Annotated in this window: 13 protein-coding genes, 4 tRNA genes and 1 riboswitch; of the genes, 16 read left to right on the top strand and 1 reads right to left on the bottom strand. The window is 61.2% G+C overall.

Going from position 1 to position 16,203, the window contains the following annotated elements; genetic code table 11:
* Positions 1-59 precede the first annotated feature (59 nt).
* The 9 genes from M5G11_RS08605 to astE all read left to right on the top strand — a co-directional run bounded on the left by M5G11_RS08605 (position 60) and on the right by astE (position 9,883).
* Positions 60-824: an ABC transporter ATP-binding protein gene (locus tag M5G11_RS08605; RefSeq protein WP_273908952.1), complete on the top strand. Its 765-nt coding sequence runs from the start codon at positions 60-62 to the stop codon at positions 822-824.
* A 141-nt stretch (positions 825-965) separates the two neighbouring features.
* Positions 966-1,946, top strand: coding sequence for a transcriptional regulator ArgR (gene argR, locus M5G11_RS08600; protein WP_273908953.1), 981 nt, complete (start codon positions 966-968; stop codon positions 1,944-1,946).
* A gap of 318 nt (positions 1,947-2,264) precedes the next feature.
* Positions 2,265-3,485 carry an aspartate aminotransferase family protein gene (locus M5G11_RS08595; RefSeq protein ID WP_273908954.1) on the top strand — a complete coding sequence of 407 codons (1,221 nt, stop codon included), beginning with the start codon at positions 2,265-2,267 and terminating at the stop codon, positions 3,483-3,485.
* A gap of 130 nt (positions 3,486-3,615) precedes the next feature.
* On the top strand, positions 3,616-4,635 hold the full coding sequence (gene aruF / locus M5G11_RS08590) for an arginine/ornithine succinyltransferase subunit alpha (RefSeq protein ID WP_273908955.1): 1,020 nt from the start codon (positions 3,616-3,618) through the stop codon (positions 4,633-4,635).
* Positions 4,636-4,695: 60 nt separating this feature from the next.
* Entirely contained in the window at positions 4,696-5,724 is a 1,029-nt protein-coding gene (gene astA / locus M5G11_RS08585) for an arginine N-succinyltransferase (RefSeq protein ID WP_273908956.1), read from the top strand.
* Positions 5,724-7,187, top strand: coding sequence for a succinylglutamate-semialdehyde dehydrogenase (gene astD, locus M5G11_RS08580; protein WP_273908957.1), 1,464 nt, complete (start codon positions 5,724-5,726; stop codon positions 7,185-7,187). Before astA ends, astD begins: the two co-directional genes overlap by 1 nt.
* 24 nt (positions 7,188-7,211) lie before the next feature.
* Positions 7,212-8,561 (top strand): N-succinylarginine dihydrolase, encoded by a 1,350-nt coding sequence (gene astB / locus M5G11_RS08575; protein ID WP_273908958.1) that lies wholly within the window; start codon positions 7,212-7,214, stop codon positions 8,559-8,561.
* A gap of 14 nt (positions 8,562-8,575) precedes the next feature.
* Positions 8,576-8,866 carry a topoisomerase II gene (locus tag M5G11_RS08570; protein WP_273908959.1) on the top strand — a complete coding sequence of 97 codons (291 nt, stop codon included), beginning with the start codon at positions 8,576-8,578 and terminating at the stop codon, positions 8,864-8,866.
* Between the two features lie 12 nt (positions 8,867-8,878).
* Positions 8,879-9,883: a succinylglutamate desuccinylase gene (gene astE / locus M5G11_RS08565; RefSeq protein WP_273908960.1), complete on the top strand. Its 1,005-nt coding sequence runs from the start codon at positions 8,879-8,881 to the stop codon at positions 9,881-9,883.
* Positions 9,884-10,006: 123 nt separating this feature from the next.
* Here astE and M5G11_RS08560 read toward each other — a convergent pair whose 3' ends face one another.
* The gene (locus M5G11_RS08560; RefSeq protein ID WP_273908961.1) at positions 10,007-10,513 is read right to left on the bottom strand and encodes a 6,7-dimethyl-8-ribityllumazine synthase; all 507 of its coding nucleotides are present in this window, start codon (positions 10,511-10,513) and stop codon (positions 10,007-10,009) included.
* A gap of 93 nt (positions 10,514-10,606) precedes the next feature.
* Positions 10,607-10,758, bottom strand: a riboswitch (FMN riboswitch).
* Between the two features lie 269 nt (positions 10,759-11,027).
* Between M5G11_RS08560 and alaS the strand changes: the two genes are divergently transcribed.
* The 7 genes from alaS to M5G11_RS08525 all read left to right on the top strand — a co-directional run bounded on the left by alaS (position 11,028) and on the right by M5G11_RS08525 (position 16,006).
* Positions 11,028-13,652, top strand: coding sequence for an alanine--tRNA ligase (gene alaS, locus M5G11_RS08555; RefSeq protein ID WP_273908962.1), 2,625 nt, complete (start codon positions 11,028-11,030; stop codon positions 13,650-13,652).
* A gap of 87 nt (positions 13,653-13,739) precedes the next feature.
* Positions 13,740-14,975, top strand: coding sequence for an aspartate kinase (locus tag M5G11_RS08550; protein WP_273908963.1), 1,236 nt, complete (start codon positions 13,740-13,742; stop codon positions 14,973-14,975).
* A 184-nt stretch (positions 14,976-15,159) separates the two neighbouring features.
* Positions 15,160-15,348, top strand: coding sequence for a carbon storage regulator CsrA (gene csrA / locus M5G11_RS08545; RefSeq protein WP_273908964.1), 189 nt, complete (start codon positions 15,160-15,162; stop codon positions 15,346-15,348).
* A 72-nt stretch (positions 15,349-15,420) separates the two neighbouring features.
* Positions 15,421-15,511, top strand: a tRNA-Ser gene (locus tag M5G11_RS08540).
* A gap of 107 nt (positions 15,512-15,618) precedes the next feature.
* Positions 15,619-15,695 (top strand) — tRNA-Arg (locus M5G11_RS08535).
* Positions 15,696-15,774: 79 nt separating this feature from the next.
* A tRNA-Arg gene (locus M5G11_RS08530) sits at positions 15,775-15,851 on the top strand.
* A 78-nt stretch (positions 15,852-15,929) separates the two neighbouring features.
* Positions 15,930-16,006 (top strand) — tRNA-Arg (locus M5G11_RS08525).
* Positions 16,007-16,203: the final 197 nt, after the last annotated feature.

The following is a 16,203-nucleotide window of genomic DNA, read 5'->3' as shown; positions in this document are numbered from 1 at the left end:
GCAAATTTTTAGGCCCTGGGCGCGAGCTCAAGACTGAACGCTTTGTGAGAACCGACAGCATGTACAAACTCGAAGTCCAAGACCTGCATAAACGCTATGGCAGTCACGAAGTGCTCAAGGGTGTGTCCCTGGCGGCCAAGGCTGGCGACGTGATCAGCATCATCGGTTCCAGTGGTTCCGGCAAAAGTACCTTCCTGCGTTGCATCAACCTGCTGGAGCAGCCGCACGCCGGCAAGATCCTGCTGAACAACGAAGAGCTCAAGCTGGTGGCGAACAAGGACGGCGCGCTCAAGGCGGCCGACCCGAAACAGCTGCAGCGCATGCGTTCGCGCCTGTCGATGGTGTTCCAGCATTTCAACCTGTGGTCGCACATGACCGCGCTGGAAAACATCATCGAAGCACCGGTGCACGTGCTCGGCATGAGCAAGAAGGACGCCCTGGAAAAGGCCGAGCACTACCTGGCCAAGGTCGGCGTCTCGCATCGCAAGGACGCCTACCCTGGGCATATGTCCGGCGGCGAGCAGCAGCGCGTGGCGATTGCCCGTGCACTGGCGATGGAGCCTGAGGTCATGCTGTTTGACGAGCCGACCTCGGCGCTGGACCCGGAGCTGGTGGGCGATGTGCTGAAGGTGATGCAGGCGCTGGCCCAGGAAGGCCGGACCATGGTGGTGGTGACCCACGAAATGGGCTTTGCCCGTGAAGTCTCCAACCAGCTGGTGTTCCTGCACAAAGGGGTGGTGGAGGAGAGCGGCAACCCGCGCGAGGTGCTGGTCAATCCGCAGTCCGAGCGTTTGCAGCAGTTCCTCTCGGGCAGCCTGAAATAACATTCCTTGAAATCGTTCGAGGCTGCCGCTTTGCACCAGAATAGGTCATGCTGCGCCTCGATCGACGCCTGACTTCCAGGCGCCTCTCCGCCCGCCAGCCTGCGCGGGCACAGACTCACCTCAGGCTCTGGACCTTACGTCATGACCACCCAGCGAATCGGTTTTCTCATCTGGCCCAGCACCAAAGCCCTGACCCTGGCGCTGGCTGAAGAGGTCTTGCAGGTGGCCCAGAAGGTTCATCCGGATGTGGTCTATGAACTGCGTTTCCTGCAAGCCGAGCCCGTGGCGGAAGGCGCCTGGCGTCTACCGGGTGAAGCGTGGAACGGCAAGCTGGAAGGTTGCCAGAAGTTGTTCCTGATGGCGGATGAGCCACCGCAGTCGGTAGGTGCGGCATTGGGTAGTGCGCTCAAGCAACTGGTGCGTTCCGGGTGTGTGGTGGGTGGTCTGTCGGCGGGCGTGTATCCGTTGGCGCAACTGGGCCTGCTCGACGGCTATCGTGCGGCGGTGCACTGGCGCTGGCAGGATGACTTTGCCGAGCGCTTCCCCAAGGTGATTGCCACCAGTCATCTGTTTGACTGGGATCGCGACCGTCTGACTGCGTGCGGTGGCCTGTCGGTGCTGGATCTGCTGCTGGCCGTGCTGGCGCGGGATCATGGCGCCGAACTGGCTGGCGCAGTGTCGGAAGAGCTGGTGGTAGAGCGCATTCGCGAAGGTGGCGAGCGCCAGCGTATCCCGCTGCAGAACCGTTTGGGCTCCAGCCATCCAAAGCTGACCCAGGCTGTGCTGCTGATGGAGGCCAATATCGAGGAGCCGCTGACCACTGACGAGATTGCCCAGCACGTGTGCGTGTCGCGCCGGCAGTTGGAGCGGATCTTCAAGCAGTACCTCAATCGCGTGCCGAGCCAGTATTACCTGGAGCTGCGCTTGAACAAGGCGCGGCAGATGTTGATGCAGACCAGCAAGTCGATCATCCAGATCGGCCTGTCGTGCGGGTTCTCTTCGGGGCCGCATTTTTCCAGTGCTTATCGCAATTTCTTCGGCGCAACGCCGCGGGAAGACCGCAATCAGCGCCGTAACAGCAGCCCGTTCGAGCTGTCCTCGGCGCCTGCCGAGCGCGGCTGAGTTTCGCTATTTGTAGCCTGGTCGGGCCTCATCGCCGGATGAGCCCACCCTCAGCGAACTGATACCCGTGGGCGCGGGCTCGTCCCGCGATGAATGCCGCGCAACCCGCGCCTGAAACACAATCTCCCCGGCCCATCCCCGCACCGTTTAAACTGCGCCTTTGCGACCCTATTTGTCGCATTGCCGAAAGCCTTGGTAAAACAGGGTTTGGCGCTATAAGAAGTTGTCGCTTGGCGGCAAGGTCGGGCGCCATTCTGTCCTTACAATCCCCCCATCGCTCGCCAGTTCCAGGCAGGCGTTCCTCTTCAGGAGACTCCGATGTCCGTTGAGCAAGCTCCGGTGCAACGCGCCGATTTCGACCAGGTAATGGTCCCCAATTACGCACCGGCGGCTTTCATCCCCGTGCGTGGTGCCGGTTCCCGCGTGTGGGACCAGTCGGGGCGCGAGCTGATCGATTTCGCCGGCGGCATCGCCGTTAACGTCCTGGGGCATGCCCACCCGGCATTGGTCGGTGCACTGACCGAACAAGCCAACAAGCTGTGGCATGTGTCCAACGTCTTCACCAATGAGCCGGCCCTGCGCCTGGCGAAAAAACTGGTAGACGCCACCTTTGCCGAGCGTGCGTTCTTCTGCAACTCCGGCGCCGAAGCCAACGAGGCCGCCTTCAAGCTGGCCCGTCGCGTCGCTCACGACCGTTTCGGCCCTGAAAAGCACGAGATCATCGCCACCGTAAACAGCTTCCACGGGCGCACCTTGTTCACCGTCAGCGTCGGCGGCCAGCCGAAATACTCCGACGGTTTCGGCCCGAAAATCACCGGCATCAGCCACGTGCCGTACAACGACCTGGAAGCGCTGAAAGCACAGATCTCCGACAAGACCTGCGCGGTAGTGATCGAGCCGATCCAGGGCGAAAGCGGTGTGGTCCCGGCTGACCTTGCCTACCTCAAGGGCGCCCGCGAGCTGTGCGACAAGCACAATGCACTGCTGATCTTCGACGAAGTGCAGACGGGCGTGGGCCGTACCGGTTCGCTGTTCGCCTACCAGCATTACGGCGTGACCCCGGACATCCTCTCCAGCGCCAAGAGCCTGGGCGGCGGTTTCCCGATCGGCGCCATGCTGACCACCGAAGACCTGGCCAAGCACCTGGCGGTCGGCACCCACGGCACCACCTACGGCGGCAACCCGCTGGCGTGCGCGGTAGCCAGTGCAGTGCTGGACGTGGTCAACACCCCTGAAGTGCTGGCAGGCGTCAAGGCCAAGCACGAGCGCTTCAAGGCGCGCCTGGAAAAAATCGGCCAGCAATACGGCCTGTTCAGCCAGGTTCGTGGTGTCGGCCTGCTGATCGGCTGCGTGCTGACTGAGGCCTGGAAGGGCAAGGCCAAGGAAGTGTTCAACGCTGCCGAGAAAGAGGGCTTGATGGTCCTGCAAGCCGGCCCGGACGTAGTGCGTTTCGCGCCGAGCCTGGTGGTTGAAGATGCCGATATCGATGAAGGTCTGGACCGCTTCGAACGTGCTGCTGCCACACTGACCAAGGCCTGATTGTCGCCTGCGGTCCTTCGCTGGCCTTGACCGGCCAGCGAACCTGATTTTCGTAGCGCGTGCCTGAATGCACGCGCCGCTTTTTCCGAGCCGACAGCCGTCGGCCAGATTTCCCGAAAGGAGTGACACCATGCTGGTGATGCGCCCCGCGCAAATGGCTGACCTGGGTGAAGTACAGCGTCTGGCTGCGGACAGTCCCATTGGTGTCACGTCCCTGCCGGACGATGCCGGCCGCCTGGCCGACAAGATCGCCGCTTCCGAGACGTCCTTCGCTGCCGAAGTCAGCTTCAACGGCGAAGAGAGCTACTTCTTCGTGCTTGAAGACAGCGCCACCGGCAAGCTGGTCGGCTGTTCCGCGATTGTTGCCTCCGCCGGTTACTCGGAGCCGTTCTACAGCTTCCGTAACGAGACCTTCGTGCACGCTTCGCGCGAGCTGAAGATCCACAACAAGATCCACGTGCTTTCGCAGTGCCACGACCTGACCGGCAACAGCCTGCTGACCAGCTTCTATGTGCTGCCGGAGTTGGTCGGCACCGCCTGGTCCGAGCTCAACTCCCGTGGCCGTCTGTTGTTCGTGGCCGCTCACCCGGAGCGTTTCGCCGATTCGGTGGTCACCGAGATCGTCGGCTACAGCGACGAGAACGGCGATTCGCCGTTCTGGGACGCGATTGGCCGCAACTTCTTCGACCTCAACTACGCCGCAGCCGAACGCCTGTGCGGGCTCAAGAGCCGGACCTTCCTGGCCGAGCTGATGCCGCACTATCCAATCTATGTGCCGCTGCTGCCGGATGCCGCGCAAGAGGCCATGGGCCAGGTGCACCCGCGTGCGCAGATCACCTTCGACATCCTGATGCGCGAAGGTTTCGAGACGGACCACTACATCGACATCTTCGACGGTGGCCCGACCCTGCACGCACGCGTGTCGGGTATTCGCTCGATTGCCCATAGCCGCGTGGTGCCGGTCAAGTTGCAGGAGCAGCCGGTCAAGGGCGGGCGTCCGTATCTGGTCTCCAACGGCCAGTTGCAAGACTACCGGGCGATTTTGCTGGAACTGGATTGGGTGCCGGGCAAGCCGGTGCACCTGAGCCTTGAAGCTGCCGAAGCCCTGGGCGTCGGCGAAGGTGCCAGCGTGCGCCTGGTCGCGGTTTGATACCTGAGAACCACAGGTCGAGTTTCGCAGGTGCCACAGGCGCCTGCCCGAGGAGATAGCATGATCGTTCGTCCCGTATGCAGCAGCGATTTACCTGCGCTGATCGCGCTGGCGCGCAGCACTGGCACCACCGGCCTGACCACCTTGCCGGCCAACGAAGAGCGCCTGGCCCACCGGGTAGGCTGGGCTGAGAAAACCTTCCGTGGCGAAGCCGGGCGGGGCGATGCGGACTACTTGTTCGTGCTGGAAAACGACGACGGTGAAGTGGTCGGCATCTCCGCCATTGCCGGCGCCGTGGGCCTGCGCGAGCCCTGGTACAACTACCGCGTCGGGCTGACGGTCAGCGCGTCCCAGGAACTGGATATCTACCGGGAAATCCCCACCCTGTTCCTGGCCAATGACCTGACCGGCAACTCTGAGCTGTGCTCGCTGTTCCTGCGCAGTGACCATCGCAGCGGCCTGAACGGTCGCCTGCTGGCCAAGGCGCGGATGCTGTTCATCGCCGAGTTCCCGGAGTTGTTCGGGCCGAAGATCATCGCCGAAATGCGCGGCATGTCCGATGAGCAGGGGCGCTCGCCGTTCTGGGAGAGCCTGGGTCGACACTTCTTCAAGATGGAGTTCAGCCAGGCCGACTACCTAACCGGGGTGGGCAACAAGGCTTTCATTGCCGAGCTGATGCCCAAGTTCCCGCTGTACACCTGCTTCCTGTCGCCGGCGGCGCGCGAGGTCATCGGTCGCGTGCACACCGACACCGAGCCGGCGCTGGCCATGCTCAAGAGCGAAGGCTTCAGCTATCAGGGCTATGTCGACATCTTCGACGCCGGCCCGGCCGTGGAGTGCGAAACCGCGAAGATCCGCGCCGTGCATGACAGCCAGGCGCTGGTCCTGGCCATCGGCACGCCGGGCGACGACGCCACGCCATTCATCATCCATAACCGCAAGCGCGAGGACTGCCGCATCGCCGCAGCACCTGCGCGCCTGGCGGCCGGTACCCTGGTGGTTGATCCGTTGACCGCCAAGCGCCTGCGCTTGAGCGCTGGCGACCAGGTGCGCGCCGTGCCGTTGTCCGCTGCCCGGGAGACCAAGTAATGACCACTCACTACATTGCAGGCCAATGGCAGGTGGGCGCGGGCGAAGCCTTCGAATCGCTCAATCCGGTAAGCCAGGCGGTTGTCTGGAAAGGGCAGGGCGCCAACCCGGCGCAGGTCGGCCAGGCTGTCGATGCCGCGCGTCAGGCATTCCCGGGTTGGGCTCGGCAGTCGCTGGATAGCCGTATTGCCGTGCTGGAAGCCTTTGCGGCGCAGCTCAAGGCCAACGCCGACGAACTGGCCCGCTGCATTGGTGAAGAAACCGGCAAGCCGCTCTGGGAAGCCAGCACCGAAGTGACCAGCATGGTCAACAAGGTGGCGATCTCGGTGCAGAGCTACCGTGAACGCACCGGTGAAAAGAGCGGCCCGCTGGCGGATGCCACTGCCGTACTGCGCCACAAGCCGCATGGCGTGGTCGCGGTGTTCGGGCCCTACAACTTCCCGGGCCACCTGCCAAACGGGCACATCGTGCCGGCCCTGCTGGCCGGTAACAGCGTCATCTTCAAACCCAGCGAGCTGACCCCGAAAGTCGCCGAGCTGACGGTCAAGTGCTGGATCGATGCCGGCTTGCCAGCCGGCGTATTGAACCTGGTGCAAGGCGCGCGTGAAACCGGCGTGGCGCTGGCTGCCAACCCGGGCATCGACGGCCTGTTCTTCACCGGCTCCAGCCGTACCGGCAACCTGCTGCACCAGCAGTTCGCCGGCCGCCCGGACAAGATCCTGGCCCTGGAGATGGGTGGCAACAACCCGCTGGTGGTCGATCAGGTCAAGGACCTGGACGCTGCCGTCTACACCATTATCCAGTCGGCGTTCATTTCTGCCGGGCAGCGTTGCACCTGTGCTCGCCGCCTGCTGGTGCCGCAAGGCGCCTGGGGTGATGCGTTGCTGGCGCGCCTGGTCGAGGTCTGCAGGAACATTACCGTCGGGGCCTTCGACCAGCAGCCTGCGCCCTTCATGGGCTCGGTGATCTCCCTGGCGGCGGCGCAGGCACTGCTGGATGCACAGGCGCACCTGCTGGCCAATGGCGCCACCGGGCTGTTGGAAATGACTCAGCCAAGCAAAACTGCTGCGCTGCTCACCCCTGGCATTGTCGATGTCACGGCTGTGGCCGGGCGTCCGGATGAAGAATTCTTCGGTCCGCTGTTGCAGGTTATCCGCTACGCCGATTTCGACGCAGCCATTGCCGAGGCCAACAACACCCAGTACGGCCTTGCTGCCGGTCTGCTGTCGGACTCCAATGCGCGCTACCAGCGCTTCTGGCTGGAAAGCCGCGCGGGCATCGTCAACTGGAACAAGCAGTTGACCGGCGCCGCCAGCAGCGCGCCATTCGGCGGTGTGGGGGCCAGTGGCAACCACCGTGCCAGTGCCTATTACGCGGCCGACTATTGCGCCTACCCGGTAGCTTCGCTGGAGACTGCCAGCCTTGTCCTGCCTGCCACGCTGACGCCCGGCGTCTCCCTATAACAACAGCTTCACGGAGCCTTGCCGATGAAATCGTTTGAAGTGAATTTTGATGGTCTGGTAGGACCGACGCACAACTACGGTGGCCTGTCCTACGGTAACGTTGCCTCGCAGAGCAACAGCCAGCAGGCGTCCAACCCGCGTGAAGCGGCGCGTCAGGGCCTGGCGAAGATGAAGGCGCTGATGGAAATGGGCTTCCAGCAAGGTGTGCTGGCCCCGCAGGAGCGCCCGGACGTGGCTGCACTGCGTCGCCTGGGCTTCGGCGGCACTGACGCGCAGGTGATCCAGCGTGCAGCCAAGGAAGCCATGCCGTTGCTGGTGGCTAGCTGCTCGGCGTCGAGCATGTGGGTGGCCAACGCCGCCACGGTCAGCCCGAGTGCCGACACCGCCGACGGTCGTGTGCACTTCACGGCCGCCAACCTCAACTGCAAATACCACCGCAGCATCGAGCACCCGACGACCAGTCGCGTGCTCGGGGCAATGTTCGCCAACCAGCAGCACTTCGCCCACCACGCGGCCTTGCCTGCCGTGGCGCAGTTCGGTGACGAGGGGGCGGCCAACCATACCCGCTTCTGCAAAGCCTATGGTGACGCTGGCGTCGAGTTCTTCGTGTTCGGTCGCAGCGCTTTCGATACGCGCTACCCATCGCCGCAAAAATACCCGGCGCGCCAGACCCTCGAAGCGTCCCAGGCGGTTGTCCGGTTGCACGGCCTGAGCGATGACGGCGTGGTCTATGCTCAGCAGAACCCGGCAGTGATCGATCAGGGCGTGTTCCACAACGACGTGATCGCGGTCGGCAACGGCGAAGTACTGTTCTACCACGAAGATGCCTTCCTCGAGACCGAGGCAATGCTGGCCGAACTGCAAGCTAAACTGGCTAAGCGAGGCGGCAACTTCAAGGCGGTCTGCGTACCGCGGGCCCAGGTCACGGTCGAGGACGCAGTACGTTCCTACCTGTTCAACAGCCAGCTGTTGTCCCGTGCCGACGGCTCGATGCTGTTGATCGTGCCGGAAGAATGCCGCAACAACGAGCGGGTCTGGGCCTATCTGACGGCACTCACCAGCCAGGGCGGCGCGATCAGCGAGGTCAAGGTGTTCGACCTCAAGCAGAGCATGCAGAACGGCGGCGGCCCGGCATGCCTGCGTTTGCGCGTGGCATTGAATGAAACGGAACTGGCGGCGGTCAATCCAGGGGTTATCATGACGGCCCCGCTGTACGACACCTTGATCCAGTGGGTCGACAAGCACTATCGCGATCGCCTGAGCGAAAGCGACCTGGCCGACCCGCAATTGTTGCTGGAGTGTCGTGCGGCACTGGATGAGCTGACCCAGATCCTGAAATTGGGTTCGGTTTATCCGTTCCAACTCCAACCTTGAGAGAGTAATTGATTATGTCCGACGCCCTGCAGCTGATCCTTGAAGATACCGACGGCACCCAGCTGGAAACCTCCTGCACCCGTTTTGCAGTGATCTGGCAAGGTAAGGAAGTGTGGATTCAGCAGGATGGCCGCGGTCAGTTGCTGATTGGTGTCGACGTTGAAGAAGACGATGCCGAGTATGCCAACCTGCTGCTGCGCCCACTGGCCACCAACCTGGTGAGCCTGCAGCTGGAAATGGAACCGGCCGATGCCGGTGAAGACGACGATCACGTCCATGGTCCGGATTGCGGACACAAACACTAAGGAACAAGGCCCATGCTCGCCCTCGGCAAACTGCTTGAACTGACCCTCGCCGGTCGTGAACCGGCGGAGAAGACCCAGCTGACTGTCGAAGGCGTGCGCATGCGCTGGATGGGGGAGGGGGCACTTGAAGTGCGCCCGCCCGAGGCCCGTGACAATGGCATGGATTTGCTGTTGTCTGCCGGTATCCATGGCAACGAGACCGCGCCCATCGAGCTGCTTGATGAGCTGCTGCATGGCATTGCGCGGGGCGAGATCAAGCCCCGGGCGCGGATTCTGTTCCTGTTTGGCAACCCTGAAGCCATCCGCAAGGGTGAGCGATACCTGGACCAGGACGTCAATCGCCTGTTCAATGGTCGGCATGAGCTGTCCAGTGGTTCGGAGGCATTGCGTGCCTGCGAGCTGGAACGCCTGGCCACCACCTTTTTCAGCGTGCCGGAGCGAACCCGGCTGCATTACGACCTGCATACCGCGATTCGCGGGTCGAAGATCGAACAGTTTGCGCTATATCCGTACAAGGAAGGGCGTCAGCACTCGCGCCGCGAGCTGGAACGGTTGAGTGCGGCGGGGATGGAGGCGGTGTTGTTGCAGAGCAAGCCGTCGATCACCTTTACCGCCTTCACCTATGAAACCCTGGATGCCGAAGCTTTCACCCTGGAGCTGGGCAAGGCGCGGCCGTTCGGGCAGAACGAGCAGATCAAGCTGGACAAGCTCGAGATGCGCCTGAGGCAGATCATCGAGGGCAATGAGCCTGAAGGTGATCAGCTCGACGGCATGCAGCTGTTCAGCGTAGCGCGCGAGATCATCAAGCACAGTGACAGCTTCCACCTGCACCTGCCGGCGGACATCGAGAATTTCTCGGAGCTTTCCAAGGGGTATCTGCTGGCCGAGGACCTGGCGCAGACGCGCTGGATCGTCGAGGAAGAGGGGGCGCGGATCATTTTCCCCAACCCCAAGGTCAAGAACGGCTTGCGCGCGGGGATCTTGATTGTGCCAACCACGGCTGAACAGCTGGGTTGATCAACTGCCGATTTCCGTGGGAGCCGGTCTTGCCGGCGATGGGCCGCCAAGCGGCCCCCATTGGCAAGGTTTCACCTTGCATCGCCGGCAAGGCCGGCTCCCACAGGAAAAGGATCTAGCGAGTTAGCCCGCCATCTTCTGCGGCATCTCGTTGCGACGCAGCGCGCGCAGCTTCAGCAGCGTGTCGGCGCAGGTTTTCGCGGCTTCTTCACCCTTGTGCACGAAGTGCTCGAAGAAGAACTTCTGGTGCTCTTCACCGGCATGGAAGTGGTGCGGGGTGAGTACAACCGAGAACACCGGTACTTCGGTTTCCAGCTGAACCTGCATCAGGCCGCTGATCACCGACTGGGCGACAAACTCGTGGCGGTAGATGCCGCCATCGACCACCAGGCCTGCCGCGACAATACCGGCATAACGGCCGCTGCGGGCCAGCAACTTGGCGTGCAGGGGGATCTCGAATGCGCCGCCGACTTCATAGAAGTCGATGTCGCCCAGTTGATAACCCTGGCGGGCCATCTCCTCGACAAAGCCTTGCTTGCTCTGGTCGACAATTTCTTTGTGCCAGCATGCCTGGATGAAAGCGATGCGCTCAGTGCCATGGCCTTTGCTGTCAATCGGGGTAGGTTGCATTGAAACGGACTCCTGTTTGTATGAGAAACAGGGCAGTTGGATCGAAGGGGATTGCTGTCACGCAGATGTGCAGCCGCAGACGCTCGCGCGCCGTCCCGCTCTCTCTTTATCCGGACTATGACCGTCGGCCCCGGAATCACACCGGGTCTGCTGACCTTGCAGGGTGGCCTGCAAGCGCTCGCGGGCTATGCGCATTGCGCGCAATTACCGCCGGTGGGGAATTGCACCCCGCCCTGAGAACGTTGCCGCCAGACGTTGGCGGCGCAGACGTTTTAGCACAGACGTCGCTCAGGTGTATAGGCTGCTAACTAATTGGTCGTAGATGAATGCCTTTTCATCCGATCAGGCTTGCCAATTGCTTGTGCCGCCCGCCCTAATGCGTCCAAATGACGTTTTCTATCGCATAAACACACTGCACCGAGATTGCAGGACCGATATAATGCGGCCCTTTGCCGTCGTTTCGTCTATTTGACGCACGCATTTGCCTCAGGCCGCCGTTTCCGTGGAAGAACCTATGAAAAGCGCAGAAATCCGTGAAGCCTTCCTTCGCTTCTTCGAAGAGCAAGGACACACCCGAGTTGCCTCCAGCTCCTTGATTCCGGGCAACGACCCGACCCTGCTGTTCACCAACGCGGGGATGAACCAGTTCAAGGACTGCTTCCTTGGCCAGGAAAAACGTGCCTACACCCGTGCGGTCAGCAGCCAGAAGTGCGTGCGTGCCGGCGGCAAGCATAACGACCTGGAAAACGTCGGTTACACCGCGCGTCACCACACCTTCTTCGAGATGCTGGGCAACTTCAGCTTCGGTGACTACTTCAAGCGTGATGCGATCACCTACGCCTGGAACTTCCTGACCTCCGAGCAGTGGTTGAACCTGCCGAAGGAAAAGCTCTGGGTTACCGTCTACGCCAGCGACGATGAAGCCTACGATATCTGGACCAAAGAAATCGGCGTGCCGGCCGAGCGCATGGTTCGTATCGGCGACAACAAGGGCGCGCCATACGCCTCCGACAACTTCTGGGCCATGGGCGATACCGGCCCGTGCGGTCCTTGCACCGAGATTTTCTACGATCACGGCGCCGACATCTGGGGTGGCCCGCCAGGCTCGCCAGAAGAAGACGGTGATCGCTACATCGAGATCTGGAACAACGTCTTCATGCAGTTCAACCGCACCGCCGATGGCGTGCTGCACCCACTGCCAGCGCCGTCGGTCGACACCGGCATGGGCCTGGAGCGGATCAGCGCAGTGCTGCAGCACGTGCATTCGAACTACGAGATCGACCTGTTCCAGAGCCTGTTGGTCGCAGCGGCCAAGGCCATCGGTTGCAGCAACGACGCGCAGCCTTCGCTGAAAGTCGTGGCTGACCACATTCGTTCCTGCGGCTTCCTGATTGCCGATGGCGTGCTGCCATCCAACGAAGGCCGTGGCTATGTGCTGCGCCGCATCATTCGTCGCGCTTGCCGGCATGGCAACAAACTCGGCGCCAAGGGCAGCTTCTTCTACCAGATCGTCGGCGCACTGGTTGCCGAGATGGGTGAAGCCTTCCCTGAGTTGACCTCGCAGCAAGCGCACATCGAGCGCGTACTGAAGGCCGAGGAAGAGCAGTTCGCCAAGACCCTGGAGCAGGGCCTGAAGATCCTCGAACAGGACCTGGCTGAGCTGAAGGGCAACATCGTGCCGGGCGACGTGGTGTTCAAACTCTACGATACCTACGGCTTCCCGATGGACCTGACGGGCGACATCGCCCGCGAGCGCAACCTGACCCTGGATGAAGCCGGCTTCGAACGCGAGATGGACGCGCAGCGTGAGCGCGCACGTTCCGCCAGCGCCTTCGGCCTGGACTACAACAGCCTGGTCAAGGTTGACGTGGCCACCGAGTTCACCGGCTACAGCGCCACCGAAGGCGCTGCCTCGATTGTTGCTCTTTATAAGGACGGCCAGTCCGTCGACGCGCTGAGCGAAGGCGAGCAGGGCGTGGTCATCCTCGACCGTACCCCGTTCTACGCCGAGTCCGGCGGCCAGGTCGGCGACACCGGTTACCTGCAGGCTGGCGCAGCACGTTTCGATGTGCGCGACACCACCAAGACTGGCGGTGCCTTCCTGCACCACGGCGTGGTTGCCAGCGGTAGCCTGATCATTGGTGCCAAGGTCGATGCGCAAGTTGATGCCGACGTCCAGCACGCGACCTCGCTGAACCACTCCGCGACGCACCTGCTGCACGCTGCATTGCGTCAGGTGCTGGGCGATCACGTTCAGCAGAAGGGCTCGTTGGTCGACAGTCAGCGCCTGCGCTTTGACTTCAGCCACTTCGAGGCGGTCAAGCCAGAGCAGATCAAGGCGCTGGAAGACATCGTCAACCGCGAAGTGCGCAACAACACTGCGGTGCAAACCGAAGAAACCGATATCGAAACCGCCAAGCAGAAGGGCGCCATGGCGCTGTTCGGCGAGAAGTACGGCGACAGCGTTCGCGTGCTGAGCATGGGCGGTGACTTCTCCGTCGAGCTATGTGGTGGTATTCACGCCAAGCGCACCGGTGATATCGGCCTGTTCAAGATCATCAGCGAAGGCGGTGTAGCCTCCGGCGTGCGTCGTATCGAGGCGGTCACCGGTGCTGCGGCACTGGCCTACCTGAACGCCGCCGAAGAGCAGTTGAAAGAAGCTGCGCAACTGGTCAAGGGCAGCCGCGAGAACCTTATCGACAAGCTTTCGGCTGTGCTTGAGCGCAACCGCTTGCTGGAAAAACAACTGGAGCAACTGCAAGCCAAGGCCGCCAGTGCGGCGGGCGATGACCTGTCCAGCAGCGCGGTCGACGTCAAGGGCGTCAAGGTGCTTGCGGCGCGTCTGGATGGCCAGGATGGCAAGGCGCTGCTGGCGCTGGTCGATCAGTTGAAGAACAAGCTCGGCCGCGCAGTGATCCTGCTCGGCAGTGTCCACGAAGAGAAGGTCGTACTGGTTGCAGGTGTAACCAAGGACCTGACTGGCCAACTCAAAGCCGGTGATTTGATGAAGCAAGCCGCTGCGGCGGTGGGTGGCAAGGGTGGCGGTCGTCCGGACATGGCGCAAGGCGGTGGCGTGGATGCCGCGGCGCTGGACAGCGCGCTGGCCTTGACCGTGCCATTCGTAGAGCAGGGTGTCTGAGACGCTTGCGGCCCGTCGTCTAGTGGCGGGCCACAGCGTTGATTGATTGTTTATTGGGTGCCCTTCACGGGCTGAGGCGGCTTTGAAATGGCGTTGATCGTACAGAAATTTGGCGGTACTTCGGTCGGCACAGTCGAGCGAATCAAGCAGGTTGCCGAGAAGGTCAAGAAATTCCGCGAAGCTGGCGATGACCTGGTGGTTGTCCTGTCGGCCATGAGCGGTGAAACCAATCGCCTGATCGACCTGGCCAAGCAGATCAGTGAGCAGCCGGTTCCACGTGAGCTGGACGTGATCGTGTCCACGGGCGAGCAGGTCACCATCGCCTTGCTGGCCATGGCGTTGAATGACCTGGGTGTGCCGGCGGTGTCCTATACCGGCAACCAGGTGCGGATCCTCACCGACAGTGCGCACAACAAGGCGCGCATCCTGCAGATTGATGACCAGAAGATCCGCGAAGACCTCAAGGCAGGTCGCGTGGTGGTGGTTGCCGGTTTCCAGGGCGTTGACGAGAACGGCAGCATCACCACCCTCGGGCGTGGTGGTTCCGATACCACCGGTGTGGCCCTGGCGGCTGCGCTGAAGGCTGACGAGTGCCAGATCTACACCGACGTCGATGGTGTCTACACCACCGACCCGCGCGTAGTGTCCCAGGCGCAGCGGCTGGACAAGATTACCTTCGAAGAGATGCTGGAAATGGCCAGCCTCGGTTCCAAGGTGTTGCAGATCCGTGCCGTCGAGTTCGCCGGCAAGTACAACGTTCCGCTGCGCGTGCTGCACAGTTTCCAGGAGGGTCCGGGTACCCTCATTACTATTGATGAAGAGGAATCCATGGAACAGCCGATCATTTCCGGCATCGCCTTCAACCGCGATGAAGCCAAGCTGACCATTCGCGGCGTACCGGATACCCCGGGCGTTGCTTTCAAGATCCTCGGCCCGATCAGCGCGGCGAACATTGAAGTCGACATGATCGTGCAGAACGTTTCGCACGATAACACCACCGACTTCACCTTCACTGTGCACCGCAACGATTATGAAAAGGCGCAGAAGGTTCTGCAGAACACGGCCAGCGAAATCGGTGCACGTGAAGTGATTGGCGACACCAAGATTGCCAAGGTGTCGATCGTGGGTGTTGGCATGCGTTCACACGCAGGTGTTGCCAGCCGCATGTTCGAAGCCCTGGCGCTGGAGAGCATCAACATCCAGATGATCTCCACGTCCGAGATCAAAGTCTCTGTGGTAATTGAAGAGAAGTACCTGGAGCTGGCTGTGCGCGCGTTGCACACCGCCTTCGAGCTCGACGCACCGTCCCGTCAGGGCGAGTAAGCGTTTTTGCCCCAAGGGCGCGGCCTGGCCGCGCCCTTCGTGTTTCTGGCTATTGTGGGTGGTCTGTTCTTTTACCCGCGCTGGTCAATACTTAGGCTTAGGTCGACAGCCGTCATGGTTGTAGGTTGAAGCCCTTTTTTTTGCAGACTGTTGTCCCTGAACTGAATTGCGTGAGGAGAAAGGTATGTTGATTCTGACTCGTCGGTGCGCAGAGAGCCTGATAATAGGCGATGGCGAAATCACCGTGACCGTGCTCGGCGTCAAAGGAAACCAGGTGCGGATTGGTGTAAATGCGCCCAAGGAAGTGGCCGTACACCGTGAGGAAATCTACCTGCGGATCAAGCAGGAGAAGGACGAAGAAGCAAGCCGTTAATTTTTATCGAGTTTTTTTCAAAAAAGAGTTTGCAAACGGGGAAGCCTCTGGTTATTATACGCCCCGTGTTGCGGAGAGGTGGCCGAGTGGCCGAAGGCGCTCCCCTGCTAAGGGAGTATACCTCACAAGGGTATCGGGGGTTCGAATCCCCCCTTCTCCGCCATTATTCAAATAGCACGCTGCAATCTGGCTTCTTCGCTAAGTTATTGAAACTAAACGAAAAAGTGCTTGATATAGAGATTGAGCGGGCTATAATGCGCGACATCAAATGCACTCGTAGCTCAGCTGGATAGAGTACTCGGCTACGAACCGAGCGGTCACAGGTTCGAATCCTGTCGAGTGCGCCATTTAAGAAGATGTTTTCAGTTAACTGAAAGTAACTTCTGCTTCAACCAGAGGTGATCTGGTCTATCAAGCGCCAACCCTGCACTCGTAGCTCAGCTGGATAGAGTACTCGGCTACGAACCGAGCGGTCACAGGTTCGAATCCTGTCGAGTGCACCATTTAAGAGGTTGTTTTCAGTTTCTGGAAGTAACCTCTGTTTCAACCAGAGGTGAGCTGGTCTACCAAGCGCCAACCCTGCACTCGTAGCTCAGCTGGATAGAGTACTCGGCTACGAACCGAGCGGTCACAGGTTCGAATCCTGTCGAGTGCACCATACAACGAAAAGCCCGCCTTTTAGGCGGGCTTTTTGCTTTCCGCGTTTTTATTCTCCCGGCGTTGTCGATGAGTCAAATGTCATCGGGGTGCAACGGGCAGCATGTTAATTTCCCGCCGATCAATGTGTTCTTTCAATTGCGTCTGCCGTCGCACAGAAGTACATGAGCGTTGTCACAGCTATGTCTCGCAAACGAT

This window comes from Pseudomonas fontis (genome assembly GCF_028656955.1).
In the GTDB taxonomy this organism is placed as follows: Bacteria; Pseudomonadota; Gammaproteobacteria; order Pseudomonadales; family Pseudomonadaceae; genus Aquipseudomonas; species Aquipseudomonas fontis.
The sequence above is the reverse complement of the archived record's forward strand: the minus strand, read 5'-3'. Positions and strand labels throughout refer to the sequence as shown.